Source organism: Mesorhizobium sp. WSM4842 (assembly GCF_055901575.1).
Genome location: NZ_CM148372.1, coordinates 3,253,290 through 3,277,278, shown reverse-complemented (window position 1 = coordinate 3,277,278; position 23,989 = coordinate 3,253,290). Strand labels below are relative to the sequence as shown.

Genomic DNA, 23,989 nt, shown 5'->3' with positions numbered 1-23,989 from the left:
TGCAAGCACCGGTCATACTACAGGCCGACGCAGGAAAGGCCAACCCTGGCCTGGGCGGTAGAACGAAGTCCGCTGCGCGATCCCACACCCCGAGATGCTGTTAGCGCCCTGGATCAGTTGTTCACGGCCTCGGCCACTTGGAGGAAGGCGAATGGCGGATAGCGACCCAGCTTCTTGGCGACCTCCATGTTCACGACATAGGCGAAGTCGGTTGCCCGCACGATCGGAAGGTCCCCAGGTGTCGCCCCATCTCGTAGAATCCTGAGCGCCTGTTCCGCAGCGAGATGGCCGACATTTTCCAGCCGGGCCGCAATGGAAAGCATCGCGTGATGCTCGCGCACCAGCGGCTCGTACGGGCTGACGATGGCAATGCCGTTCTCGACCGCCGTCTTCGTGAACAACTCGCCATTGGCGTTCAGGAACGAACTCGATCCGACGTAAAGCCACCGGACCCCCTGCTTGCGCAACTCGGCCATGCGCTCCGCAATCCGGGCAATGTCGGGCACGCCGTTATTTCCGGGGTCGATTTCGAGCGCGACAAGCTCGATACCGAGCGTCGGCGCAATTTTCTTGAGTTCCTCAGCCGTGATCGCCGAATTGCGTTCGTTCGAGTTGTAGAGCAGGCCGAGCTTGTCGAACGTCGGATCGTACTGGCGGACGATCTCGATGTTGATTGCTTCCGGCACCCGGTTGAAGGTTCCGGCGACATTGGCGCGGCCGCTGCCTTCGAAGCCCTTGGCGATATGCGTGCCGAAGGGGTCGGCAACTTTCACGAAGACAACGGGAATCTCGGTGATAAACGCAGGGTTGGCCGTATCGTCCAGCGTGCCGATGACGCCAAGCGTCCCGTTCGTGCCATAGGTGAGCACGAGATCGGCCGGCATAGCCCGCGCCTTGGCGATTGCGGTGGGGATGCGCGACTTGTCCTGTGCCAGATCGATGATCGTCACGTCCGCGGCGAAGCCGCTCTTTTTGATCGCCGCCTTGAAGCCTTCGCAGACATTTTCGCACCCTTCGTAGAAGATGCCCAATATCTGCTTTCTGTCGGCCGCACTGGCCACGGTGGTCAACACGAAAAACACGGCCAATGTGAGCAGTCTGCGCGCAATAGATTTCACGACAACTCCCCCTATGGACCAAGCGGCCAAGCACCACTCTAACGCTGCCTGGCCGCGGCGGGCAACTTCCAGCTAATTTACCGCTAACTAATTCACGGCGCCAGCTGCCGAGCCGGCGCCGCTGGCTTGCCCAGCACCGACAGCCCGAACAGCAGGGCTCCCCCAAGCGCGAGCGCCGCCACGACGGCTATCGCCACAGCGTAGCCAAAGAGGCCGGCGACGGCCGCGACCAGCAAGAGGCCAGCGATGCTGGCGAAGCGCTCGATCGTTCGCAGTGCTCCCAGAACCGGATCGGCTCCCAGATGCTTCAGCTCTGTTTCCGCGATCGACATCGAGAGCGAGACTTGCGCTCCCCGAACCATGCCGCTGCCGATTCCGGATCCCAGAACCGCAAGGAAAATGGTGATTTCGCTCGGCCGGATGGCGGCCGTCAGGAGCGAGATGCCGCAGAGAAGCCCTCCCGACAAGGCCACGGCCGATACCGAAATCCCCCGTTCCGCCGCGCGCCCTGCAAGCGGGCCAACCAAGGCGATGGCGAGAAAGTAGACCATCAGCGTGCGTCCGATATCCGCCGGCGAGGCACCAAGGGAATCGAGCGTCAGAGCCACGAGATAAGAAATGAAGGCCTGCAGGCAGACGTTGCCGGGGATAGCGATGCCGAACACCAGCGCGGCGAAATGCCAGTTGCGCAATGCTGCAAGCAGCGGCGGTCGAGCCGCCTTGGCACGCGTGCCGTCTCCCCGGCTCGCAGTATCGGCGACCAGGGAGAAGATCAGAAGCGCGGAGATCAGGACAAAGGTGGCGCTGAGAAGAAAGGCATTGGACTGGCCCAGCCTGTCTGCCAGCACACCACCCAGTGCCGTGCCGCAGAATATTCCACCGAACAACACCGTCGAGAACATTCCGAGCGATCGGTCTCGCTCGTCGCGCGGCGTGTTGTCGATGACGTAGTCCTGGCAGGCGAGCGTCACGAAAGCATAGCCGACCCCAAGAATGGTGCGGGATGCCACAATCTCGGGCACGCTGCTTGCTAAATAGAGCCAAAGATGAGCAGCGATTGTCGGTGCGGCTGCCAGGATCAGCAGTCTTCGCGGCCCAAGCCATCGGGCAAGCGGCCGTGCGAAGGGGGATACCAGCACGATTGCAAGCAAGTATCCGGCTAGCGGCAGGCTGATCAGCACGGTCTCGGAAAGCCAGGGAAATGGATTGTGCGCCGCCCTCGTGTACAGCGGCATGAAGGAAAGCGGCAGTTCGTCAGCGGCCGCGAACAGGAACAGCGCCAGCCGCAGATCGGTGAAATAGGAAAATCGCAGGGTCGCCGGTCCATTCAACGAAAGACAGTAGCGCGCCTGCAGTGCCGCGAGCCTGGTTCTCCCCGCATCAGAACCACCGGCCACGTCAGAGCCACCGGGGCCCTGCCATGCCGCCGCGAACTGTGCGCTGAGGCCTTCGGCGCGCTCGATCAGCACCTGGGCGGCGCGGTCGATGGCGGTGCGGGCGCCCACGATTGCCCGCTTGGAGAAGTCTCCGGCCGCCTGCATCGCCGCCAGCCGCTGCAGCCGGTCGAGAGCGGCAGTCAGCGAGCGACTGCTCATCAGCACCATGATCTCGAAGGCGATCAATACGGCGACCACGACGATGACGCCCATATCGAGAAAGACGTCGAGGAACTTCTTGGAGATGAAGGCTGGGTCGACATCGATCACCACATAGGCGATCTCCTCGCCATTGTGCATGATCGGGTGGCTGCGTACGCCTTTGCGCTCGCGCGGCGGTGCGAGATAAGGATCTATCCGCTCGCCGACTTCCAGCACTACCCGCCCTGTCGCGACTGCAACGTATGCGATCTCGGGCAATTGCTTGAGCATATCGGCGAAAAAACTCTCCGCGCTGACCAGACTGTCCAACGGCACACCCGTCGCCAGGGCGCGCTGGACGTCTTCGCCGACGACCGTGGCAATCAGGTTTGTGCGGGCCGACAGCTCGGGTTCGATAGAGCGATTGACGTTGCCAAGGGTGATGATACCCAAAACCAGGGCGGAACTCACCATCAGCACCGCCGCCAGCGGAGCCAGGCGCGACGCAATCTGCCGGGCGAGTGAGCGCGAGGGGTTGGACGCAACCTCGGTCTCGAGGGTCGGAGTAGTCGCAACGACGGCGTCGTCGCTCTCGGCTTGCCAGTCCTTTGCAGCCGGTAACTCGAAGGCGCTGAGTTCCCGCCTGGCCGCATCATATTGCCGTCTGGCATCTGCCAGATTTGCGTCAAGTTGCCGGATTTGGGGGCCGAAGAGATCGCGCCAGAACCCGCCGGAACCACTCGTCTTCATGTTCCCGTTGACGCCGATCTGTGCATCGGGTTCGCCGCGGGCAACGCCCTCCAGGCGGGCAAGCCGGCGCTGAGGCGCTCCAAGAAGCAGGCTTAACAAAACGTAGGATAGCGCCGAGAACGCAGCCCAGATCAGAAGGGCGTTCCGGACGACCTTGCGCATAATGGCCTGTGAAGCCGCTTCGAGCCGGTCTTTCGGGTAGGCGACAAGCACGCGCCGCTGGTGGCGCCGTCACGGCCCACGACGTTGAACCCGCTATAGATTTGCTCGCCGGTCTCGGTGCTCCATTTGACGTCCTTCGATAACTGCATCGCTTGCAGCACCTCGCGCGGAACCTCCTTTGGCCGTGATGCATCGGTTGAATAAACGATGATCCCTGTCGGGTTTAGCGCGTGTACTGCTTTGACTTCATCGTCGGTTTCCAGCGCCCGTGCGACGATCGCGTCGCCGTTGCGGATCATCGAAATTGGCAAACCAAGGTCAATGATTGGCTTGAAGGAAGTTGCAGTCGTCTGGGCGATGACAGAAATTCGCTGCCGCAAGAGATCGGAAAGCACGGCATTGTGCTGGAGAACCGAAAGCAATCCCACAACCGCCTGCAGCAGGGCGATGACCACCGAGAAGGTTATCCAACTTCGCAGAAGCACTGCGGCCCCTCCCACAAAGCGGCGCGTATCAACACTATGTTGAGCGGAAGGGCTCCGCCAGTGGGCATCCGATATCGACGTCGATTTCGGCCTGAAGCCGGCCTGCCCGTAGCCAGCCGGTCAACGGTATCGAACCGACCACCGCTCAGCGGCGACGACTGTCATGAAGAACCCGATCGACAACAGCGATGAGAGCACGATAGCGGCGTAGAGCCGGTCGGACTGATAGTTGAAGGTCGCCTGGATGATCAGCGCGCCGAGACCTTTGTCGGAGCCGATCCATTCGCCGACGATCGCGCCGATCACCGCGGTCGCCGAGGCGATCCGCAGCGAGGCGAAAAGCATTGGCAGCGCACGCGGCAGGCGCAGGCGCCAGAATACTTCCCAACGCGTCGCCGACAGCACGCGGAACAGCTCGTGCTCGCTGGGGCTCCCCGATTCCAGGCCCCGGATCATGTTGATCAGCGTCGGGAAGAAACAGATCACCGCCGCGATCACGATCTTGGGCAGCATGCCGAGGCCGAAGATGAGGATGACGACCGGGGCCAGCGCAAGCACCGGGATCGTATTGAAGAACAGCACGACCGGAAAATAGGCAGCCTGAAGCGTACGGCTGTGCACGAAGACGACCGCCAGCAGCACTGCGGCGAGATTGCCGAGCACGAAGCCGGAGAGCGCCTCGATGGCCGTCGGCCAGAGGTTCGACAGGAGAAGCGATCCGTTCCTGGCAAACACGCCCGCTATCGCGGTCGGCGTCGGAACGATGTATGCGGGCACGCCGGCGAGCGGCAGCAGAACCTGCCATGCGAGAATGAGCGAGCCGGCGCCGAGGATCGGCAGCACTGTCTGTGCGAACGGCGAAAGCAGGCCCCGGTTCACGAGGCCGCTCCAAGAGCGGAGCGCATCCTGGCCATTGCCGCGACGATCGCCGGATCCTCGCGCGAGCATCTGTTGTCCGGCCCCTTCAGCGGACGCAGATCGTGGTCGGCGACGATCCGTCCCGGATGGGCGGCAAGCACGATCACGCGCTGCCCGAGATAGACGGCTTCGGCAATGGAATGCGTGACGAACAGCACGGTCGTTCCGGTCCGCCGCCAAAGGTTCAGCAGTTCGTCGTTGAGGCGGTCGCGGGTGATCTCGTCAAGCGCGCCAAACGGTTCGTCCATCAGAAGCAGGCGTGGCTCGCCAAGCAGCGCCCGGGCGATCGCCAGCCTTTGGCGCTGTCCGCCGGAAAGCTGATGCGGCAGGCGCTCACTGAGCGCCGACAGGCCGACGAGCTCGAGCAGCTCGTCGGCCCGGTCGTCTATCGTGCGCGACAGGCTGCGGCGGCCGACCTGGATCGGCAGCCGCACGTTCTCGCGCGCCGTGCGCCACGGCAAAAGGGTCGAGTCCTGGAAGACAAAGCCCACGCCTCGGCCGGAGCGTACCGCCGACGGCGTTTCGCCCATCACGCGTATCGTGCCCGCGAGCGGCGCCAGAAGATCGGCGACAACCCGCAGAAACGTCGACTTTCCGCACCCCGAAGGCCCTAGGATCGACAGGAACGTCCCGGCCTCGACTGTCAGTTCAAGACCGGAGATCACCGTCACTGGCGAGCGCCGGCCGGGATAGCCGACGTCGAGCCCGGAGGTCTCGATGGCCGGCGCGGCCATCAAGAGGCAGGTGCGCCGAGCTTCGGCCGTTCAGCCGCACTGAGTTCGAGGACCTCAGTCGTATAGACGTCCTCGGCCTTCGGCCTGCCGTTCGGATACTGGCCAATCTGGTCAAGCAGGGCGATCTGGCTCTCGATCGAGGCAGGATCGAACGTGCCCCATCCATCCTTTTTCGTGTTGTCGTCAAACGACAGTTTCAGCACCAGCGGGATCGTCTTCTTTTCCCAGCCTGCGTCGATCTCGGGATAGGCCGCGACGAGCTTGTCGACCGCCTGCTCGGGATTGGCGTGGACCCACCCCCACCCCCTGGCGACCGCACCGATGAATTTTGCCAGGGTCTCGGAATCGGATTCGATGGCGCTGTCGGTCGCGAAATAAACGTCGGCATAGGACGCCAGGCCCAGCTCCGACAACAGCAGATCGATGCGATCATCGCCGACGACGCTGAGCGCCTGCGTGTTGGTGATCCAGCCGCCGATCGCATCCACGTCGCCACGGACGAGCGGGGCCTTATCGAACCCGACATTGACGATGGTGACTTCGGAAGGGTCGATGTTGTTCTTCGCGAGCATCGCGTCGATGGCGAAGCGCGCGGTCGGCTGCGTGCCGATCCGCATGCCCTTCAGATCCGCCGCCGACCGGATCGGCTTCGCCGGTTTCGAGGTCAGCGCATAGGGTCCGGTGCGATAGCCGCAGGCAATGATCTTCACCGGAACGCCGCTCGCCCGCGCGGCATAGAGCTGAGGCGATTCGGAGAATTGGCCGAGCTGGGCGGCACCGGACACCACCGGCGGCACGGTGGCGGCGTTCGGTCCGCCGGGGCTGAATTCGACTTCGAGCCCGGCCTCTTTGAAGTAGCCATTGGCGACGGCTGCCACGTCGCCGATCTGGCCGTTCGACATCAGCCAGTCATACTGGACGACGAGCTTGGCAGCAGCCGAGGCGCTGGCGCCAAACAGCTGAAGTCCCGGCCCGAAAGCCGCCAGGCCGGCGGCGCCGGCCTTCAGGATCGATCTGCGATTCCATTGCGATGTGTTCCCACTCATCTTCTTGCTCCTTTGTTGGACGGTTTGCATGCGGCGCGGCCCTTCTCGCGAGGCCGTCGCGATCCAATCACACTTGCGTGTCGTGATAGTCGCCCGGCCCGGCGCCGGTCCAGGCGTAGAGCTCCCACAGCGTCCCGTCCGGGTCGTGGAAGTAGGCGCAGCGCGCGTTCCAGACATAGTCGCCAGGCGGCCCGACGAACGGCACGCCCTTGTCCGACAGTTCGGCGTAGAGCCGGTCGACCTCGCCGGCGCTTTCGAGTTCCATCGCAACGCACGCCTTGTGCGCCTGCTTCGGAGAACGGACATTCGAGACGCCGCAGTGGCGATTGATGTGATCCAGTTCCCATGCGGCGAGCGTCACACGCTCGGAATGAAAATCGACAAAGCCCTCGGCGCGGCGTCTGATCCGGTAGCCGAGTTTCTGCGTGTAGAAGTCGATGGTGCGGTCGATATCCTCGACGAGAAGGCAGATATCGGTGATTGCCTTGGTCTGCCCGAGCGACATGGTCATTTGCCTCGATTGATCTTCGCGGTGAGTTCGACGCCTACCCGCGATGCCGCGCCATCGATGTGCCGGCGCATCGCCTCGCCGGCAGCCTGCGGATCATGCGCGGCGAGCGCGTCGTAGATTCGCACGTGTTCGGCGACGTTGACCTCGACCAGGTCGTGGAGCGGATTGGTCAGGCGGGCATAGTGGATCGACTGGCGGATCTGCTCGCATACGAACGAAATGAACGTGTAGATGTAGCTATTGCCCGTGGCCCGGGCGATCGCCCGATGGAAAAGCAGATCGGCCTCGATGCTGCCATCCTCCCAGCGCTCTTCGCCGCCCATGCGGTCCAGCGCAGCCTTGATCGCGTCAAGATCATCGGATGTACAGCGCGCCGCGGCCAGCGTGGCGGATTCGGTCTCCAGGATGCTGCGCAGCTCGAAGAGCTGCTCCATGTTGCGCCGGTCTTTCAGTGCTTCACGGTCGATCCGGATGGCTGTCCGCTGTTCCGGCGCCATGACGAATGCGCCCACCCCCTGACGCGCCTCGATCATGCCATCGGCGCGAAGCTGCGCAATCGCTTCCCTGACAACATTGCGGCTGACGCCGAACTTGTCGGCGAGCTGGCTTTCGGTGGGAAGCCGGGCTCCTGGGATGATGTCGCCGCCCTCGATCTCGCGGCTCAGATGCGAAGCGACGCGATGCGGAAGCGCCTCCACGCTGCCGATGATGGACGAACGCTGCTTCATGCGGCTTTCCCTTAAAAATCGCCTGGATCAGGCATGAGACACGCGGGATTGAACAGGCCTGCCGGATCGAAGGCTGCCTTGATCGCGGTATGAAGCTGGCGCTCGCGCTGCGACAGGCCGGCCCAGAACACCTGACTGCGGCTGCGACCGACGCCATGCTCGGCGCTGAACGAGCCGCCGAGCGCGCCGACCAGTTCATAAAGTCGGGTCAAAACCGCCTGGCCCACGGCCCTCGCTTCGCCGGGATCGCAATCTATCGGAGGCAGCACGTTGAAATGGATGTTGCCGTCGCCCGCGTGGCCATAGGCCAGGGATGTCCAGCCTGGCCACTCGCGCACGATACACGCGCGTGCTTGCTCGATCAGCCTCGGCACTTGGCTGAGGCGAACCGAAAGGTCGGTGCGGACATGAAAGCCGCGCCGCGCCTGCCCCTCGACCAGCCTCTCACGGATGGCCCAGAATGCGGCGGCCTGGGAGCGGCTTTGCGCGACGACACCGTCCTTGATCAGGTCGGTCTCAAGGGCGCGCGCCAGCATGGTTTCAAGAAGTCCGCCGGCGTCTATCCCTGGCCCACAGGCGAGTTCGACGATCGCATGAACCGGACATTCTTGTGTCAACGGCGAGCGCAGGTTCGGATCGATGAGATGGGCCAGCGGCAGGCACTCCTCGCCGATGACCTCAAACGCGCTGAGAAGATCGGAGCAGAAATGCCGCGCCATCCGGAACAGTTCGCATGCCTGGCGGAAGCTGCCCAGTCCGACATAGGCGGTCTCGACCTGCGTCGGCCGGGGCGAGAGCCTTACTTCGACGCCCGTGACGACCCCGAGCGTTCCTTCCGAACCGATCATCAATTGCTTCAGGCTGTAGCCGCGATTGTCCTTGCGCAGCCCGTTCATGCCGCTCCACAGCGTGCCGTCCGGCAGGACCGTCTCAAGCCCGAGCACCAGATCACGCGTCATGCCGTAGCGCAGCACATTGATGCCGCCCGCATTGGTCGCGACATTGCCGCCGATCGTGCACGATCCCTGCGCACCAAGCGCGAGAGGGAAGATCATGTCGGATGCTTCAGCGGCATCCTTGACGTCCTGCAGCACGGCACCGGCATCGGCCTGCAGCGTGAAGTCGAGAGGATCGACGCAGCGTATCCGGTTGAGACGCTCAAGCGACAGCACTGCGTAGTCCGAACTGTCGGGAATGGCGCCACCGGCAAGTCCGGTATTGCCGCCTTGCACGACGATGGCGACACCGCTCTGCGAGCACCATCTCACAAACGCCTGGACGTCTTCCACGGATCCTGGACGCACGATGAAGCGGGCACTTCCGCGCCTGTCGCGGCCCCAATCGATGAGGTAACGCTCTGCCAGCGGCGACCGTCCGTCGATCAGTGCATCACCTGCCAACTGCGCAGGCAGCTCGGCAATTGCGCCGGTAGTTTCGCGTTGAAGAGATGGATGAACCGTAGTCATGGGTCCGATCATACGGTCATCCTACAACTTCGCAAGTCGTATTCTCTCGGTTGCCGTCTTCACTTCGGCGCCGAACTCCGCGGCCCACCCCGCAATCCACGCCCGCGCCTGAACTGTTCGCCCTCGAAAAATGCTATTTTTTACAACCGGCCGGTGCCAATGCCTTAACGTGCTTGCCTGGAACTGTTCTTTATCGGCCTGAAAATGTTTCAGATCCTTCGCAGCCTCAAAGGCCGGTCGGTCAAGACCAGCGGGACATCTCTGCTTTGACCTTGGATAGTCGGAACCGAAGCTCGCTCCAATCGAAGCCGGCGCAGTGACCATCTGCTCAAGGGTCCACCTGCCCCCCTCCAACAATGGATGCCGGCCTTCTTCGAATAAGGATTGTGAAGGAAGGTTTCTCGCTTGGCCAGGTCGGCCAGCGGCCGTTCGAAATGGGCTACAGACGATGATGGCGCTGAAGGACATGAAGGACGGCAAGGCTCCGCCGGCCGACCCGACCTACACCGGGCTTGACATTTGCACTCCGGAGACAGCGGATACCTGCATCGCCAAATAGCGCTATTGGGCGGGAGAAAACTCCCGCCCTTTTCCTAGGGGAAATCAATGTCGAAATTGTTCTCGCTCAACGGCCGTGTCGCGTTGGTCACGGGTGCTTCGCGTGGTCTCGGCTTCGCCATGGCCAAGGCACTTGCGGAAAACGGCGCGACAGTGATCGTCAATGCCCGCGATCCGGCCGCGCTGTCCGCGGCGGCTGAAAGGATCGGTGCCGAAGCCCTGCCGTTCGATGTCACCGACGCGGCGATCTCAAGGGCGTCGCTGGAAGGAATCGTCGAACGCCACGGCCGCCTCGATATTCTGGTCAACAACGCCGGCATCCAGCATCGAAGTCAGTTGGTCGAATGGCAGGACGAGGATTTCGACCATGTGATTGCCGTCAATCTTTCGGCCTGCTTCCGCATGATGCGCGACGCGGTGCGCCTGATGCTGCCAAACAAGTTCGGGCGCATAATAAACACCGGATCGGTTGCAGCGATCCTTGGCCGTCCCACCATTCACGCCTATGTGGCGGCAAAGGCGGGCCTGCACGGGCTGACACGCTCCACTGCCGCTGAGCTGGGCCGTCACGGCATCACCGTTAACGCGATCGCCCCCGGCTACTTCGCCACCGAGCTCAACACCGCACTTATGAGCGACGAGGCCTTCACCAAATGGGTCGAGACACGAACCCCGGCGGGCCGCTGGGCCCAGCCTGAGGAGCTCGGCGGAGCCGTGGTGTTTCTCGCCTCAGACGCTGCCGCCTACGTCAACGGACATGTACTGGCCGTTGACGGTGGGCTATCGGTTTCCCTCTGACCGGCGACCTGCCTTTCAGGAATAAATTTCAGCCGGGCAGCGCTGCGAAATCTGCGAAGACCGGCTGAGTTAGCCAATTCCGTAGATCAGGCTCACCCGCCCATCCGTGAGCTGCTGAACCTTCTGCAGTTCGAGCCCACGACGAATTTTCGCCGTACCGAACAGCGGCTTCCCGTCGCCGACGAGCAGCGGATAGACGATCAGCCGCAGTTCTTCCACCAGCCCGACATCGATAAGGCTCGCGGTCATTCGCGCACCGCCCATGAGATAGATATCCTTGCCCGGCTGCTGCTTGAGGGCAGCGATGTCTTCTAGGCTCCGCATGAAGCGCGTCTTTGGCCAGGCCGCCGAGGTCATTGTGTTCGACAGCACATAGTGCGGGGTCTGTTCGGCAAAGCGGGCCCATTCGAGCTCGGCCGGCGTTGGCAATTTGCCGGTCATCGGCAGCGGCTTGTCCGGCTCATTCTGGATCGCGCTCCAGTAGCGCTCGTAGCCGGCGTACATGACGCTCCCGAGCAGGCAGGCATCGATTTGCGGCGTCAGCCCATACTCCTCCGACCACGCGTCGACCCAATCGGCGTAACCCTCGGGTCCCTCCATCTTGCCGTCGACGGAAACCTTCATTCCGGTGATCAACTTGCGCATGACTTCCTCCATCAGGCTTGCACAATGCAAGCACGTTTCATCGTTGCTGGTGTGCGAGCCTCCACGGACGGATGCCCGTGGAAGCTGGGCGGTGACTTCAGGGGTGGCCGATGCGATCGTGTCAGGCCGGCAGGCGGCGGTCGTACTCTTCCCGCAGGCGACTCCAGCCATCCCAGAAGGAGGTCGGCGTCTTGCCCGCTAGGCGAGCAGCCAGCATGTCGAGGTGCATGTGCCAGCCGGCGGTGACGTTGAGCTGGATTGCGCGTTCCGGCAGCCGGCGATGGATGACGGTGAGCAGCACATCGTTGCCCTTCGGCTCCAGCAGGAAGGAAACCCCGCCGGTGTTTCCCCAGGTGATGGCGAGCTTGCGCGGCGCATCGAGCTCGGTGATCCGGCCCTCCATCCGATGCTCTTCTGGGAAGCCCGCGGGACGCTGGCCGGGCGGATCGGTCAGCTCGTCGTTACGCCAGACGAACTCGAACGACGTGCCGGCCTTCATTTCCATCTGGCCCGCAGCCATCCACTGCCGGCGCAGGTCACTCTCGGTGAGGTAGGCCCAGACGCGCTCGATGGGGCCGGGCAAAAGGCGCTGGATGGTGAACGTGGCGGGCTCGGTCAGCTCGCCATAGGCTTCGATGGTTTTCATCTGGTTCATTGGTCGTCTCCTTCTTTTGAGTTGGGCGATTTCCTGGAATCATCCTGGGCTTTTCGTGCGTCCTCCTCGCGAAGCAGACGTTCGAGAACATCGAGACGGTTGGTCCAGAAGCGCTCGTAGAAGCCCAGCCATTGGTGGGCGCTGGCCAGCGGTCCGGGTTCGAGACGGCAAAGATGCGTGCGGCCCCTCACCTCTCGACGAATAAGGCCTGCATTCTCCAGCGCCTTGATGTGCTTGGAGGCCGCCGCCAGCGACATGGCGAAGGGTTCCGCCAGCTGGCTTACCGTTCGCTCGCCGCCGGCGAGGTCGCGAAGCATCCTCCGGCGGGTGGCGTCGCCAAGGGCGTGAAAAACCGCGTCGATCTGGGGTGTCTCTAATTCAACCATGTAGTTGAATATAGACGTGCGCCTTCAGATAGTCAACCGTTTGGTTGAATGATTGTGGGAAAACCCCTGCTACGACAGATTCAGCAGAATTTCAGAAATCTTCCGGTACGCGCCTGTCCTTTGGCTTCATTGTCTCAAGAAAGAAAGAAAGAAAGAACCGGATGAGGTCGACCATGTCACTGAATGAGAACACGCGCCAAGCCGCCCGGCAGGAACTCCTCGAATATGTATCTTGCGTAATGGCTGCGTCGCCTTGTGCGCCCATGCCTGGAACGATGTTCGAAATGCTCGAGATCATCGCCATGGACAGGCGGATGGCTTCCAGCCAAAGTGAAGGCGAATCAAATTCCTTTGGTCCCTTGACGTCTGAGCGGATTGAGACCCCAATCAGGCAGCGTCTAGTCAGGCTGATCAGGTCGGCATTCGATGTCGCAAGAAAATCCAGAGCCCGTTCTGGCACTTGGCAGGTGCGAGCTTGATCTTGCGCGCGGCCTCCTTCTCCGCGACGGGAAACCTGTTGCCCTCCGCTCCAAGGCGTTTGATCTGTTAACCTATCTCAGCAGGAATGCTGGGCGTGTCGCGACCAAGTCGGAACTGATGTCAGCGGTGTGGCCTGATGTCTTCGTGACCGAGGACTCACTGACGCAAGCCGTCAGGGAGTTGCGAAAGGCGCTGCAGGACGAAAGCCAAACCATTATCCGCACGGTCGCCAAACGCGGCTACGTCCTCTCTCTTCTCGATGCGCCAAAGCCAGAGCGCTCTGGACAGCCGAGCGTTGCGGTACTGCGCTTCAGCAATGAAGGTGCGCCGGAAGACACCCCTCTGGTTGACGGCTTCGCCGAGGACATTGTCAATGCGTTGGCTCGCTTTGGAACGGTCGTTGTGCTGGCGCGCAATTCCGGATTTGCATTTGTCTCGGATTCCGCTTCCGATTGGCGTGCCATTGGCGACAGCCTTGGCGCCACCTATTTGGTCCGTGGCAGGGCGACGACCCGCGCAGACGGCATGCGGGTCACCGTCAGCCTCATTACCGCTTCGACGGGTGGAGTTCTCTGGAGCGACAATTTTTCTGCGTCTGGCGGCCAGATCTTCGATATGCAGGAAGAAATCGCTCGCCGTGTGGTGAACCGGCTGGTCGCTCGGCTCGACGACGCAGGGATTAAACAAGCAACCCCAAAGCCTACGGACAGCTTGGCCGCATACGAGCTTCTCCTGCGTGGACTGGCCCGGCTGCGCGGCTATGGTGATGACGACAATGAGGCTGCGCGCAGTCTTTTCCAGGCGGCGGTCGAGAAGGACCCGACCTATGCCTTGGCGCATTCCTACATCGCGCTCGCCGATCTCATTATCGGTGGCTATGCTGAGGCATCCCCAGCGTTGCTTGGTTCAGTGATCGACCGCGCAGAGTGTGCGGTGACCCTGGCGCCGGAAGAGCCACGCTGCCATCGCGTACTCGCCCAGGCTTTCCTCTCAGCCCGTTGGTTCGAAGCGGCCGAACATCACCTTCAACGCGCGCTCGACCTCAATCCGTATGACGCCGATACGATTGCTCAAATGGGATACTTGCTCACGATGAGAGGCAGGCCTCTTGAAGCACTCGCGGCGCTTGACAGTGCGATACGGATCAATCCGATCCATCCTGATTGGTACCATTATGATCGCTCTATCGCGCTTTACTCTTCAGGAGACTACAAGGCCGCGCTCCTTAGCATGTCGAAGCTCCCATTGAAGACACCCTGGCGGCTGACAAGGCTCGCGGCGTGCCATGCGCAACTCGGCGATCTCAAGGAAGCCCAGGACATTATCGCAGAGGTCAAGCGGATAGCGCCTGACTATTCGCCACTGGAGTTTGCGCAAACCCGGATGGCGTTCGAACATGCGAGCGATATTGAACACTTCACTGCCGGCGTCGCCAAAGCACTTGCAGCATATGAGGCCGGCCCCCTGGTCGGCGCCCTGCCCGGACATCGTGAGTAGCAGCGCGCTTATCGCGAAGGGCTGACGAGCCTTCCGGATTGGAGGATTACCTGTTTCTTCGTCCGGTAACCACAAATGGCAACTGCAACCGGACGCGAGACCTTTACTTGCCTTCGAAGAAATTATGGATCGCGGCTTCCAGCTTTTCGATAAGGTGAGGGTTATGGCAGCTTCCAGCCCAGATCAGGGCGTTCAGTCTCATATCCTTGTTGAGAAAGTTCATTTTCCGGGAATCAAGCAGGTATCCCGCGACCTCGTAGTGCCGTCCCTTGATAGCCTCGATAAGCGCGTTGTTTCTTCCGGTCTTGTCAGTAAGATTCACGTCGGCGCCATTCTCGACAAGCAACTTAACGACATCCAGATGCCCGTTCTTTGCTGCTTCAATAAGGGCCGTTCTGCCGTAGTAGTCGGCTCTTGCATCGATCTCTATTTCCGGATGTTTCACCAGGGCTAAAATAGAGGCGTAGTGGCCCTTGGCCGAAGCAAGGCTCAAAGGCGTGCTCTTCCATTTGTTTCTGGAATTCACATCGATTGCTGGGTGTTCGATCAGCGCCTCGACCGCCGCGGTACGGGCATTGAGGGCTGCGAGATGAAGGGCTGACCAGCCGCCGCCGTCCGCCTCGTTGATATTGGCGCCGGCCGCCAATTCCGCGCGAACGGCCCCCGCATCGCCGCTTTCTGCCGCGAGCAGCAGATTCGACCAACCTCTCGCCTCTGCGGCTTCCAAGCTCTCGGTCAATGCAGTCGCCTCCCCGAATACTCCCCGCAGGATACCATTGTTCCGGTTCGGCCGACATCCACCGGATGACCGGCTTCCGCCGAAAAGCCTTACTCATTCGACGGTGTCCGGCAAATACAATCCGCGTGTGAAGGGCCCCAACGCGTTGGGGTTAAAAGCTGGAGTGATGTCGGGTTATGAACCCGAAGTGGCATCGGGATCAGCGCTTCACATTCTCCTGATATCTCGCCCGTTCGTCGCATGATGCCTGTGACTGCCTGACTTAAGAGCACGACGGCGTCCGACTGACTTCACTCGCAAGCAAAGTGGCGAGGACGCCGAAGTCGGACTGGCTGGTTGGCGGATCATAGACAGCAAAGCCGTCGAGCACTGGAACCGGCGTTGCTCGAGGCTAGCGACCTGCAGTAGCTTGCCGGCACTCGCCGAGGCCGCTATCGGAAAGGTGAGAAGCAAGATGCGAATTGGACGTCGACGATTTCTGGTCCTGTCGCTCGGGGCGGCTGCCTTCGGCAAGACACGCGCCTCCGAGCCGCTTTGGTCAGCCCTGCGATCCGGAGAAGCCATTGCCCTGCTGCGCCATGCCGCGGCCCCAGGCTCCGGCGATCCGCCCGGCTTCAGGCTCGCTGATTGCAGCACCCAGCGGAATCTGTCGGAAGAAGGTCGTGCGCAGTCCCGCGCAATCGGCGACCTGTTCCGTGCGAATGGCATCTCGTCGGCAGCCGTCTATTCGAGCCAGTGGTGTCGTTGCCTCGACACCGCTCGCCTGCTCGGGATCGGCGAAGTTGTGCCTCTTGAGCTGCTTAATTCATTCTTTGGCGACAGTTCGGCCGCAGAGCAGCGCTCCGCCGCTCTTTTGGCATGGCTTCGCGGGCAACGTTTCGGCGGACCAGCCGTGCTTGTCACGCATCAGGTCAACATCACCGGCTTGACCGGCGAGGTGCCGGATAGCGGCGAAATGATCATCGCCCGTATTCATCAGGCTGATCCCGTGCAGGTCATCGGGCAGGTTGCCACGCCGGCTTGAGCATCATGACCTTCGACCCCATCTCGTGCAGCATCGCTTCAGTCGTGGAACAACGACGTGCGAGGAGAGATCAAAGGGAGTGATGGCATGGCTATCGATTTCAACCACACAATACTGCCGGCCCGCAACAGCGAGGCGTCGGCAAAGTTCCTGGCGGAAATGCTTGGCCTTCCAGCCCCGAGGCGCTGGGGGCCTTTCCAGATGGTCACGACCGAAAACGGTGCCAACCTCGACTACATGGATACCGGCGGCGAAATCAGGCCGCAGCATTACGCCTTCCTGGTCAGCGAAGCCGAGTTCGACGAGATCTTCGGTAGGATTCGTGAACGGGATCTCCCGTACTGGGCTGACCCTGGCCGGACGCAGCCGGGCGAGATCAATCACCACGACGGCGGCCGCGGCGTTTATTTCGAGGACCCGAACGGTCATCTTCTCGAAATCATTACCCGTCAATACGGCAGCGGCGGATGGAACCCGTGACCGCTCGGCGACGTAGCCAGGCGGCGGACGCTCTGCGAACTGGTCTCATGGCGGAACCTGAACGGTGATCTTGATCGATGAATAATAGCGGCGACATTCGCAAATAACGAAGTACCTCCGAGGCCGACCGTGCTTGGCATTCTTGCAAACCGCACCTATCGCCTCTCTTCGCGGCTATCTTCTCAGCATCGGACCGGGTGAAAAAGCTCTTCAGGAAAGTCTCGTGATCGACATCGGTCACGGCGACGGTGCATGTCTACACCGCCTTATCGTCCAACCTGGCTTTTGTTACCCCGATGATGGCCCCTTCGACATGGTATCGTCCGCCGCTTTGCCGCCGCGATCGATCCCTCCTGGCTAAACGCTCCAAACCGACAAGGCTGCATCACCGCTCCTCTGGGGGCTTCAAGTGCCGGAACTGAATCAGCAGCAGCAGGTCATAAATGATCTTCAATGCACCGCAGATGAGGAGGGGCCAAGCTCGGAAAGAGGCAGCAAGCAGAGCGCCCGCCAGCGCCGGACTGGCTGCCGCGGCTAGACTGCGCGGGACAGATGTGAAGCTCGCGGCCGCCGCCCGCTCCGCTTCCGTGACAACGGCCATGACGTAAGATGAGCGCGTCGGGACGTCCATCTGCGAAAGCGCAGCGCGGACCAGCAACAGGGCCAGTGTCAGAGGTAGCGTCGGCGCAAGCGCCGCCAGCATCAGGGCGATGCTGGACGGAATGTGTGTGAACACCATCGTGTTGATAAGTCCGATGTGCCGGGACAGCCAAGCTGCAACGGGGAATGAGAACGCCGAAAGCACGCCGGACCAGAAGAAGAAAAATCCCGCTTCCGAAAGCGATAGGTCGAATTTTTCGAAAAGCCATAGGGCAAGCAGCGACTGGACGACAAAGCCGCCGGCGAAAGCATCAAGGCTAAAAAGGGCCGCAAGCTTGAGAACGATATTGCGAGAGGGGCCGAGCGCGGACGCGGTACCTGAGTCCGACGCGGGACGGCGCTGCGGGATCCGCGCGTAGAAGAGACCGCCGAGCAGGCCGAGCAACGCGTAGAGCACGAACATGGCCTTGATGCCGGTGAGTTGGTCGAGGCCGGATGGAGCAACAAGATCAGGGGTCGCCGAAGCGAGTGCGCCAACGGCGCCTGCAAGCGCGCCCACCAAGCTGTAACGCGCGAACATCTTGGTCCGGGCGGCATCAGTGACTTCGCGTGTGAGCACGGCATGCTCTAATGGCACGAACACGCTGACGCTGCCGGCCGACGGGTTGATGGTGCCTGCGAACGCGATCACCAAAAGCAGCGCGTAGTCATGAACCAGGGCAAAGGCGACACCCGTGGCGACCATCAGACTGGTGGCGGCAAGCAGGAGACGGCGGTGATCGTGTCGGGCACCAAGGACTCCGACGGCGATGGTCAAGAGCGCTGAACCGAGCAGCGATGCGGTCGCGATGATGCCGACCTGCAGAGGCGTGAAGCCCAATGCGAGCAGGTAGACCGGCAACAGAACGGCCACGAAGCCATCGCCCATATCGCGCAGGGCTCGGGCCGCAAAAAGAAAGGTCGTCGGGTGGATCCGCTGCACTGGCCTAGCCTACTCTCATGACCTGCGTCGGCGTCACCGCGCTCGGCAGCGACGCTCGGCAAGGCGGAAAGATCATGACGGAGTCGCGTTAGATATTCCAGCGAGGCGAGTATCGGTTTTGTTGGACTGGAAGAGAGAGAACCTGTTCCGGGTAGATGGACGGGTGTTTGAGGTACGGATGGATGGATGAAGGAACTTGTTGGGCCCGTGAGCTCGCGCGGTCATTTCATCGAACGGCCGATGCCGAGCGCGTCCGTCTCGCGTGGGCACCTTCTCGCTCGCTCCACGCCTGCGAAATCCGCGGCGAAAATGGTATCGGACCGATTGGTACTCCAATATGGACATGTAGAGTTGTTGTCTTCGAGCGTTCCGTGAGAAAGGCAATGACAGACCGCCAGAGGGGGGAATAAATGCGTCGCATCGCTCGGATCTCGCTTGCCATCATCCTTTCGCTAGCCGTCGCAATCCTGACTGCCTGGGCCGGACTTGCCATGTGGTATCGCCTGCCTGTGGCTGAGCTTGGACGGGCTGTGGCCGGCCTCCTTTTCATCTTGTTCGGCCTCGCCACCGTCATCGCGCTCTTCAGCCGGTTTCGCATCAGGGCGTTTGTCCTGTTTGCAGCTGCGTTTGCCGTGGTGCTGGTTTGGTGGAGCACCATCAGGCCTTTCGATCACGCGGACTGGGCGCCCGACGTCGCCCGTCAGGTGACCGGCACCCGCGACGGGAAGCTGTTGACGCTGACCGATGTGCGCGACTTCGAATGGCGTAGCGCTACTGATTTCACCGAACGCTGGACAATGCGGACATACGACCTCTCCAACCTTCAGACGGTCGACCTCTTCATGTCTTATTGGTCCGGGACCAAAATCGCCCATGTCATCATAAGCTTTGGCTTTGCAGGAGGTGACTATCTTGCCTGGTCGATTGAGGTGCGGCGCCAGGGAGGCGGCAAGTTTTCACCCGTGGCAGACCTGTTCAAGAGCAATCCGCTAGTCATTATTGCGGCTGATGAGCGAGACGTCGTCGGCGTCAGGTCAAACGTTCGCGGAGAAGATGTCCAAATCTATCGGCTAAAAACGTCACCGGAAGCGGCCCGGGCGCTCTTGCTGGAATACGTGTTGGACGCGAATGCACTTTCCACGACTCCGGAGTTCTACAATTCCATCACGACAAACTGCACGACCACCATCGTCAAGATGATGCGAGCCGTCGGTGATGTGGTTCCCCTCGACTGGCGCCTCATCGTTAACGGCTACCTTCCCGAATATGCGTATGCACAGGGTGCGCTCGATGTCAGCTTGCCGATGTCGGTTTTGAGGGAGGCAGCCCACATTGACGGTCGTGCGCGGGAGTCAGGCCTTTCGCCAGACTTTTCGAGATCGATCCGGATTGGCGTACCATCTCCCGGTCCAATTTATTGATCTCTGGAAACTATTTGCTGGTCGGTGCGAATCGGATCTCATCCCGGCTTCACGGCGCACTTCTACTTTCTCCACCTGTCGACTCGCCTTGGCGGACGTCGTGCCTAGATAAGCACACTGCGCTGGGCGAAACGATGAAGAAGGACCTGAGCATGCCTCAACAAATTACCCTGAATAAGCCTGAACAGATCACATTGAACGACGGCTCAGCCATTCCCCAGATCGGCCTTGGCGTGTGGCAGGTCGATCCAGCCATCACGGCCCAGGTTGTGAGTTGGGGGATCCAGACCGGCTACAGGTTGATCGACACCGCCGAAGGCTACCAGAACGAGGAAGGCGTCGGGCGAGCGATCCGCACGGCTGGCGTGCCGAGAAGCGAGTTGTTCATCACCTCGAAGCTGCGCAACGGCGCGCATCAGCGTGACGCCGCCCTGCGGGCCTTCGACGAGACGATGAACAAGCTCGGCATCGATCAGATCGACCTGTTCCTGATCCACTGGCCAGTGCCCGGCCAGGACAAATATGTCGAGGCGTGGAAGACGCTGATCGAAGTCAGGAATGGCGGCCGGATCAGGTCGATCGGCGTTTCGAATTTCAACCAGGACCATCTGGAGCGGATCATCGGCGAGACCGGAGTCACACCCTCGGTCAACCAGATCGAACTCCATCCCCGGTTTCAACAGCGCCATACCAGAGAATTTCACAGCACGCACAACATCCGCATCGAAAGCTGGAGCCCGCTGGGCAGCGGCCGGCTGTTGAGCGACCCGACCCTTGAAAAGATCGCGGGAAAACACCGCAAATCCGTGGCGCAGGTGATCATCAGATGGCACCTCCAGGAAGGGCTGATCGTCATTCCAAAGTCGATCCACCAGGACCGCATCGCCGCAAATTTCGATGTCTTCGATTTCGAGTTGGACGCGGCAGACCTCAAGACTGTCCGAGGCATGGATTCATCAGACGGTCGCACCGGGCCGAACCCAACCAGGGCTGCGTTCCTGTTCTGACGAGCGACGGCCAGATCAGCGAAGGCGGATGGCGCAAGGGTAGCCAGCCTCGCAACGGCCGGCTGCCCGACTGCCGAAACCTGCACGCCGCGATTTTTGTCGACCAACATCAGACACCGGGTTTGCTAACGGAAAAAAGCTGCAGGCTGCCGGGCAGCCCGCTCGCTTCCAGCTCGCCATGCTCTTCGAATTCCAGGCCGGAGCCGACTACGAGATCGCGCACCGTCCGCGACGCGATGATCTCGCCCGGCCGCGCATGATCGAGCAGCCGCGATGACAGCTCGATCGCGATGCCTGTGAAGTCATCGCCGCGCTCCTGGCATTCGCCGGTATGGACTGCCGAGCGGACATAGAGACCGGAATGCCTCAGGCGATGACGGATCGCGATCGCGCACTGGATCGACCGCGTCGGCCGTTGGAACACGGCGAAAAATCCGCCTGCGGAGCGCCTGATCAGTCTGCCTTCGGCAGCGAGCAGTTCACCGCGGATCTCTTCGGCGTATCGCTCGATCAGATCTGCGCCGACACCAGAAGGCGGGCCGGCTATCTCCAGGGACAGCACCGACACCAGAATCCCTTCGCCCGGCGCTGCCGGCAAGGCGCCGGTGACGAAGGTCTGGATTTCGTCGACGAGGCGATCGGAATTCTCGCCCCAGATTACGTGATCACGGCCGGCAAGCTCGATGTATTTGGCGCCTTCGATATGCGTTGCCAGATAGCGCCCCTCTTCCGGTTTTACCCAGCGGTCGCCCGCCGTCTGCACGATCAGTGTCGGGACGTGAATGGCTGGGAGAAGGGCGCGAACATCGATTTCGGTGCCCCAGCGCCAGAGCGCGATCGCGTCGGCAGGCGAAGCCGAATTCCTGAGATACGCGGCGAACCATTCTCTCTCGAAACTGTCATTCATCAGGCTGGGCGCGGCGTTGCTCATATCCGCCGGCTCCCCCCACTGTCTCTCGACGGCGGCCAGATCGTCTTCCACCTGCTCGCTTGTCCTTGCCCACGGGTAATCCTTCGACCATCGGCCGCTGGCATAGGTCCCGTTGAGGACGAGAGCCGCTGTCCGCGCGGGATAGATCGCCGCGAACAGCATGCACATGGGGCCGCCTTCGGAGCTGCCGAACAGAACCGTGTACTTCGAGCCGACCGCATCCAGCACCGCCCGCATGTCTTCCATTCGCTCTTCCAGCGTCGGCAAACCGACATTGCGATCGGACAGCCCCGTGCCGCGCTTGTCCATGCGGATCAGGCGCGAGAAGCCGCCGAGGCGCTGGAGCACATGCGAAAACCGCGGCGACGACCAGGCAAGGTCAAGGTTTGACACCCATCCAGGCACATAGATCAGGTCGACCGGGCCGTCGCCGGTCACCTGATAGGCGATGTTGATCCCGGCCGATTTGACATAGTGGGTCGCGGGGCGCATCGGCTCGGCCCGGAACGCCGGCCGCTCGCCGGTTCGGGCTGGCGACGGTGGCGGTGTCTGGGAAGGCGACGCCGAGGCGGCTATCCGGGAGGCGGCTTGCGGCGTCATGCGGCGCGTCCGGAGGTCTTCATAGAGATGTCGGGTTTCCGGCTCGGGCTGCAGGTTGAGTTCCCGCTGCAGCGCACCGCGGCAATTTTCATATTGCCTCAGCGCGAGATTGAGCCGGCCCTGGACCGCATAGGCTCGCATCAGCGCACGGTGGATATCCTCCCTCAGCGGCTCCATGGCGAGCAGGCGGGTTGCCGAGCGCACGCATGAGACAGGATCGTTCGTAGTGCAGTAATGCGCGACGAGCTTGTCCAGTGCCGCGACGGCCATCGCCCTCAGGCGCTCGCGCTCGACCCGCAGCCAATCCTCGAACGGCTCCTCCTTCAGGCCGAAGCCGTCGAGCAGGTCGCCGCGATAGACGACAAGCGCCTGTTCGAGTTGCTCCGGTTCTGAGCCGGCGGCCAGCGCCTCGAACCGCGCGACATCGAAATCAAGATCGTCGAGATTGAGGGTAATGCTTTCGCCGTCGGTCAGGAACGTTCGGCCACCGGATGCTTCCGTCCCCTTCCTGATGGCCGATAGGGCCTGTCGAAGGTTCATCCGGGCCTGCGCCTCACCGTTGCCGCCCCACAAAAGCGCGGCGAGCTTCTCGCGCGACTGGCAGTGTCCGGATTGCAAGGCGAGATAAGCCAACATGGCGCGCGCCTTGCGGCTGAAAACCGGGGCCGCCGCTGCGCCTCCGGCGAAGTCGAAACCGCCTAGCAGACAGAGATGAGGGTGCGCCATCGGATCCGCCACAGTCACAACTTTGTTTGCGATTCTTTCCTGTAGTTGCCCCTAATTCAACTGTCATTTTCACCGGCCTGGCGTTTTCACGAATCCTTCACGCTGGCTGCAACGCGCCTCTCACGGCCGCGGTGGAGATTGTCCAGACGAGCAGCCCTTATTTCAGGAGGACACTATGCTATGCCCGAGTTCGGCCGAATGGCCCATCTGGCATGATGATCCCGGTCAAAATGAGCAGCCGCGCGGCGGCCCGTTACGCCACGATATTGCGCTTACGCATTATCTCGAGAAGCAGCGGGCCTGCCGGGTATCAACGGTCCGCTCGTTCGATTTCCGGACCACCGCGATCCGCGCATTCGCGCTGATCGCGCGTCTTGGGCGTGATTTTTTCCGGCGACTGCGTCCATTCAAACGGCGCATCGAAAAATGCAACTAAGTTGACCGACGATATTGGCTTGAGGCTGGCGCAGATCGAAGCAGAGATAAGCAACTCGTTCTGGCGTCGGTGAGCACGACAGCGGGTTTCGGCTCGATCCCAATGCCTTTTTTTTACGGTGAAAAGCTCCCCTTCCCGCTCAGCCTCATATTCCCGAGCCATCCAGCAGCGGGACATCTTCTTCGTCCCAGGGGCTCGGCATTGAGCCCTTGCTCAGATTGGCGGTTGGCAGCGGCATCCAGCATTTCAGCTCGGGTTCGGCGTATTCAACCACGCGCCCTGGAGATGAGTCGGAAGCGCGCCAGCCCTCGCTGCCGAACTGGTCGGCTCGAGACCAGTAAGCAAGGTCGACTTCGGCCGGCCCCTGTTCGGAGGGCCGAACCGTGACAAGGATTCGACTGCCATCCCTTGGCGCGCTCGACATGTGACGCCACCGATCGGGCTCGTCCATCGTATCTCCTCCTGACGCCGGCATGACGACCTCGGCTGGACGAATAGTCGCTTCGTGTACAAGGCCGGTCAACCCGAA

The 23,989-nt window shown here is 61.6% G+C and carries 23 protein-coding genes; 6 read left to right on the top strand and 17 right to left on the bottom strand.

Annotated features, from left to right (window positions below; genetic code table 11):
• Positions 1-113: 113 nt before the first annotated feature.
• From AC0NIE_RS15775 to AC0NIE_RS15735, 9 genes are all read right to left on the bottom strand, one after another.
• Complete coding sequence (locus AC0NIE_RS15775) at positions 114-1,118, bottom strand: ABC transporter substrate-binding protein (protein WP_473487561.1); 1,005 nt, start codon at positions 1,116-1,118, stop codon at positions 114-116.
• Positions 1,119-1,210: 92 nt separating this feature from the next.
• A complete protein-coding gene (locus tag AC0NIE_RS15770; protein ID WP_473487560.1) occupies positions 1,211-3,607 on the bottom strand; it encodes an MFS transporter in 2,397 nt (798 codons plus the stop codon).
• A complete protein-coding gene (locus tag AC0NIE_RS15765) occupies positions 3,577-4,062 on the bottom strand; it encodes a hypothetical protein (RefSeq protein WP_473487559.1) in 486 nt (161 codons plus the stop codon). The genes AC0NIE_RS15770 and AC0NIE_RS15765 overlap by 31 nt, the downstream gene beginning before the upstream one ends.
• Before the next feature lie 150 nt (positions 4,063-4,212).
• Positions 4,213-4,971 (bottom strand): ABC transporter permease, encoded by a 759-nt coding sequence (locus AC0NIE_RS15760; RefSeq protein ID WP_473487558.1) that lies wholly within the window; start codon positions 4,969-4,971, stop codon positions 4,213-4,215.
• Positions 4,968-5,744, bottom strand: a complete 777-nt coding sequence (locus AC0NIE_RS15755) for an ABC transporter ATP-binding protein (protein ID WP_473487557.1) — start codon at positions 5,742-5,744, stop codon at positions 4,968-4,970. The genes AC0NIE_RS15760 and AC0NIE_RS15755 overlap by 4 nt, the downstream gene beginning before the upstream one ends.
• Positions 5,744-6,790, bottom strand: coding sequence for an ABC transporter substrate-binding protein (locus AC0NIE_RS15750; RefSeq protein WP_473487556.1), 1,047 nt, complete (start codon positions 6,788-6,790; stop codon positions 5,744-5,746). Before AC0NIE_RS15750 ends, AC0NIE_RS15755 begins: the two co-directional genes overlap by 1 nt.
• A gap of 67 nt (positions 6,791-6,857) precedes the next feature.
• The gene (locus tag AC0NIE_RS15745) at positions 6,858-7,295 is read right to left on the bottom strand and encodes a VOC family protein (RefSeq protein WP_370463434.1); all 438 of its coding nucleotides are present in this window, start codon (positions 7,293-7,295) and stop codon (positions 6,858-6,860) included.
• A 2-nt stretch (positions 7,296-7,297) separates the two neighbouring features.
• Positions 7,298-8,029, bottom strand: a complete 732-nt coding sequence (locus tag AC0NIE_RS15740; protein ID WP_473487555.1) for a FadR/GntR family transcriptional regulator — start codon at positions 8,027-8,029, stop codon at positions 7,298-7,300.
• 11 nt (positions 8,030-8,040) lie between these two features.
• Positions 8,041-9,507 carry an FAD-binding oxidoreductase gene (locus AC0NIE_RS15735; protein WP_473487554.1) on the bottom strand — a complete coding sequence of 489 codons (1,467 nt, stop codon included), beginning with the start codon at positions 9,505-9,507 and terminating at the stop codon, positions 8,041-8,043.
• Between the two features lie 594 nt (positions 9,508-10,101).
• On the opposite strand from AC0NIE_RS15735, the gene AC0NIE_RS15730 reads away from it, so the two are divergent.
• Positions 10,102-10,851 (top strand): glucose 1-dehydrogenase, encoded by a 750-nt coding sequence (locus AC0NIE_RS15730; RefSeq protein ID WP_473487553.1) that lies wholly within the window; start codon positions 10,102-10,104, stop codon positions 10,849-10,851.
• Between the two features lie 69 nt (positions 10,852-10,920).
• Here AC0NIE_RS15730 and AC0NIE_RS15725 read toward each other — a convergent pair whose 3' ends face one another.
• The 3 genes from AC0NIE_RS15725 to AC0NIE_RS15715 all read right to left on the bottom strand — a co-directional run bounded on the left by AC0NIE_RS15725 (position 10,921) and on the right by AC0NIE_RS15715 (position 12,537).
• Entirely contained in the window at positions 10,921-11,496 is a 576-nt protein-coding gene (locus tag AC0NIE_RS15725) for a dihydrofolate reductase family protein (protein WP_473487552.1), read from the bottom strand.
• A 121-nt stretch (positions 11,497-11,617) separates the two neighbouring features.
• Complete coding sequence (locus AC0NIE_RS15720; protein ID WP_473487551.1) at positions 11,618-12,151, bottom strand: SRPBCC family protein; 534 nt, start codon at positions 12,149-12,151, stop codon at positions 11,618-11,620.
• The gene (locus tag AC0NIE_RS15715; RefSeq protein ID WP_473487550.1) at positions 12,148-12,537 is read right to left on the bottom strand and encodes an ArsR/SmtB family transcription factor; all 390 of its coding nucleotides are present in this window, start codon (positions 12,535-12,537) and stop codon (positions 12,148-12,150) included. Before AC0NIE_RS15715 ends, AC0NIE_RS15720 begins: the two co-directional genes overlap by 4 nt.
• A gap of 426 nt (positions 12,538-12,963) precedes the next feature.
• On the opposite strand from AC0NIE_RS15715, the gene AC0NIE_RS15710 reads away from it, so the two are divergent.
• Complete coding sequence (locus AC0NIE_RS15710) at positions 12,964-14,514, top strand: winged helix-turn-helix domain-containing tetratricopeptide repeat protein (protein ID WP_473487549.1); 1,551 nt, start codon at positions 12,964-12,966, stop codon at positions 14,512-14,514.
• 103 nt (positions 14,515-14,617) lie between these two features.
• Here the strand turns inward: AC0NIE_RS15710 and AC0NIE_RS15705 are convergent, their stop codons facing one another.
• Entirely contained in the window at positions 14,618-15,253 is a 636-nt protein-coding gene (locus tag AC0NIE_RS15705; RefSeq protein ID WP_473487548.1) for an ankyrin repeat domain-containing protein, read from the bottom strand.
• 454 nt (positions 15,254-15,707) lie between these two features.
• On the opposite strand from AC0NIE_RS15705, the gene AC0NIE_RS15700 reads away from it, so the two are divergent.
• A complete protein-coding gene (locus AC0NIE_RS15700; RefSeq protein ID WP_473487547.1) occupies positions 15,708-16,277 on the top strand; it encodes a histidine phosphatase family protein in 570 nt (189 codons plus the stop codon).
• Between the two features lie 57 nt (positions 16,278-16,334).
• A complete protein-coding gene (locus AC0NIE_RS15695) occupies positions 16,335-16,757 on the top strand; it encodes a VOC family protein (protein ID WP_473487546.1) in 423 nt (140 codons plus the stop codon).
• A 385-nt stretch (positions 16,758-17,142) separates the two neighbouring features.
• Here the strand turns inward: AC0NIE_RS15695 and AC0NIE_RS15690 are convergent, their stop codons facing one another.
• On the bottom strand, positions 17,143-18,285 hold the full coding sequence (locus AC0NIE_RS15690; protein ID WP_473487592.1) for an MFS transporter: 1,143 nt from the start codon (positions 18,283-18,285) through the stop codon (positions 17,143-17,145).
• A gap of 464 nt (positions 18,286-18,749) precedes the next feature.
• Between AC0NIE_RS15690 and AC0NIE_RS15685 the strand changes: the two genes are divergently transcribed.
• Both AC0NIE_RS15685 and AC0NIE_RS15680 read left to right on the top strand, forming a co-directional pair.
• On the top strand, positions 18,750-19,760 hold the full coding sequence (locus AC0NIE_RS15685) for an Lnb N-terminal periplasmic domain-containing protein (protein ID WP_473487545.1): 1,011 nt from the start codon (positions 18,750-18,752) through the stop codon (positions 19,758-19,760).
• 152 nt (positions 19,761-19,912) lie between these two features.
• Positions 19,913-20,767, top strand: a complete 855-nt coding sequence (locus AC0NIE_RS15680) for an aldo/keto reductase (RefSeq protein ID WP_473487544.1) — start codon at positions 19,913-19,915, stop codon at positions 20,765-20,767.
• A gap of 109 nt (positions 20,768-20,876) precedes the next feature.
• On the opposite strand, the gene AC0NIE_RS15675 is transcribed toward AC0NIE_RS15680, so the two are convergent.
• The 3 genes from AC0NIE_RS15675 to AC0NIE_RS15665 all read right to left on the bottom strand — a co-directional run bounded on the left by AC0NIE_RS15675 (position 20,877) and on the right by AC0NIE_RS15665 (position 23,911).
• Positions 20,877-23,024, bottom strand: coding sequence for an alpha/beta fold hydrolase (locus tag AC0NIE_RS15675; protein WP_473487543.1), 2,148 nt, complete (start codon positions 23,022-23,024; stop codon positions 20,877-20,879).
• 310 nt (positions 23,025-23,334) lie between these two features.
• Complete coding sequence (locus AC0NIE_RS15670) at positions 23,335-23,622, bottom strand: hypothetical protein (RefSeq protein ID WP_473487542.1); 288 nt, start codon at positions 23,620-23,622, stop codon at positions 23,335-23,337.
• Complete coding sequence (locus AC0NIE_RS15665; protein WP_095496525.1) at positions 23,606-23,911, bottom strand: hypothetical protein; 306 nt, start codon at positions 23,909-23,911, stop codon at positions 23,606-23,608. The genes AC0NIE_RS15670 and AC0NIE_RS15665 overlap by 17 nt, the downstream gene beginning before the upstream one ends.
• Positions 23,912-23,989 lie beyond the last annotated feature (78 nt).

Excerpts from the sequence above, each read along its gene's own strand:
- AC0NIE_RS15770 (WP_473487560.1), bottom strand. The coding sequence starts at position 3,607 with ATGCGCAAGGTCGTCCGGAACGCCCTTCTGATCTGGGCTGCGTTCTCG.
- AC0NIE_RS15755 (WP_473487557.1), bottom strand. The coding sequence starts at position 5,744 with ATGGCCGCGCCGGCCATCGAGACCTCCGGGCTCGACGTCGGCTATCCC.
- AC0NIE_RS15750 (WP_473487556.1), bottom strand. The coding sequence starts at position 6,790 with ATGAGTGGGAACACATCGCAATGGAATCGCAGATCGATCCTGAAGGCC.
- AC0NIE_RS15745 (WP_370463434.1), bottom strand. The coding sequence starts at position 7,295 with ATGTCGCTCGGGCAGACCAAGGCAATCACCGATATCTGCCTTCTCGTC.
- AC0NIE_RS15740 (WP_473487555.1), bottom strand. The coding sequence starts at position 8,029 with ATGAAGCAGCGTTCGTCCATCATCGGCAGCGTGGAGGCGCTTCCGCAT.
- AC0NIE_RS15735 (WP_473487554.1), bottom strand. The coding sequence starts at position 9,507 with ATGATCGGACCCATGACTACGGTTCATCCATCTCTTCAACGCGAAACT.
- AC0NIE_RS15730 (WP_473487553.1), top strand. The coding sequence starts at position 10,102 with ATGTCGAAATTGTTCTCGCTCAACGGCCGTGTCGCGTTGGTCACGGGT.
- AC0NIE_RS15725 (WP_473487552.1), bottom strand. The coding sequence starts at position 11,496 with ATGCGCAAGTTGATCACCGGAATGAAGGTTTCCGTCGACGGCAAGATG.
- AC0NIE_RS15720 (WP_473487551.1), bottom strand. The coding sequence starts at position 12,151 with ATGAACCAGATGAAAACCATCGAAGCCTATGGCGAGCTGACCGAGCCC.
- AC0NIE_RS15715 (WP_473487550.1), bottom strand. The coding sequence starts at position 12,537 with ATGGTTGAATTAGAGACACCCCAGATCGACGCGGTTTTTCACGCCCTT.
- AC0NIE_RS15710 (WP_473487549.1), top strand. The coding sequence starts at position 12,964 with ATGTCGCAAGAAAATCCAGAGCCCGTTCTGGCACTTGGCAGGTGCGAG.
- AC0NIE_RS15700 (WP_473487547.1), top strand. The coding sequence starts at position 15,708 with ATGCGAATTGGACGTCGACGATTTCTGGTCCTGTCGCTCGGGGCGGCT.
- AC0NIE_RS15690 (WP_473487592.1), bottom strand. The coding sequence starts at position 18,285 with ATGGGCGATGGCTTCGTGGCCGTTCTGTTGCCGGTCTACCTGCTCGCA.
- AC0NIE_RS15685 (WP_473487545.1), top strand. The coding sequence starts at position 18,750 with ATGCGTCGCATCGCTCGGATCTCGCTTGCCATCATCCTTTCGCTAGCC.
- AC0NIE_RS15680 (WP_473487544.1), top strand. The coding sequence starts at position 19,913 with ATGCCTCAACAAATTACCCTGAATAAGCCTGAACAGATCACATTGAAC.
- AC0NIE_RS15675 (WP_473487543.1), bottom strand. The coding sequence starts at position 23,024 with ATGGCGCACCCTCATCTCTGTCTGCTAGGCGGTTTCGACTTCGCCGGA.
- AC0NIE_RS15670 (WP_473487542.1), bottom strand. The coding sequence starts at position 23,622 with ATGGCTCGGGAATATGAGGCTGAGCGGGAAGGGGAGCTTTTCACCGTA.
- AC0NIE_RS15665 (WP_095496525.1), bottom strand. The coding sequence starts at position 23,911 with ATGGACGAGCCCGATCGGTGGCGTCACATGTCGAGCGCGCCAAGGGAT.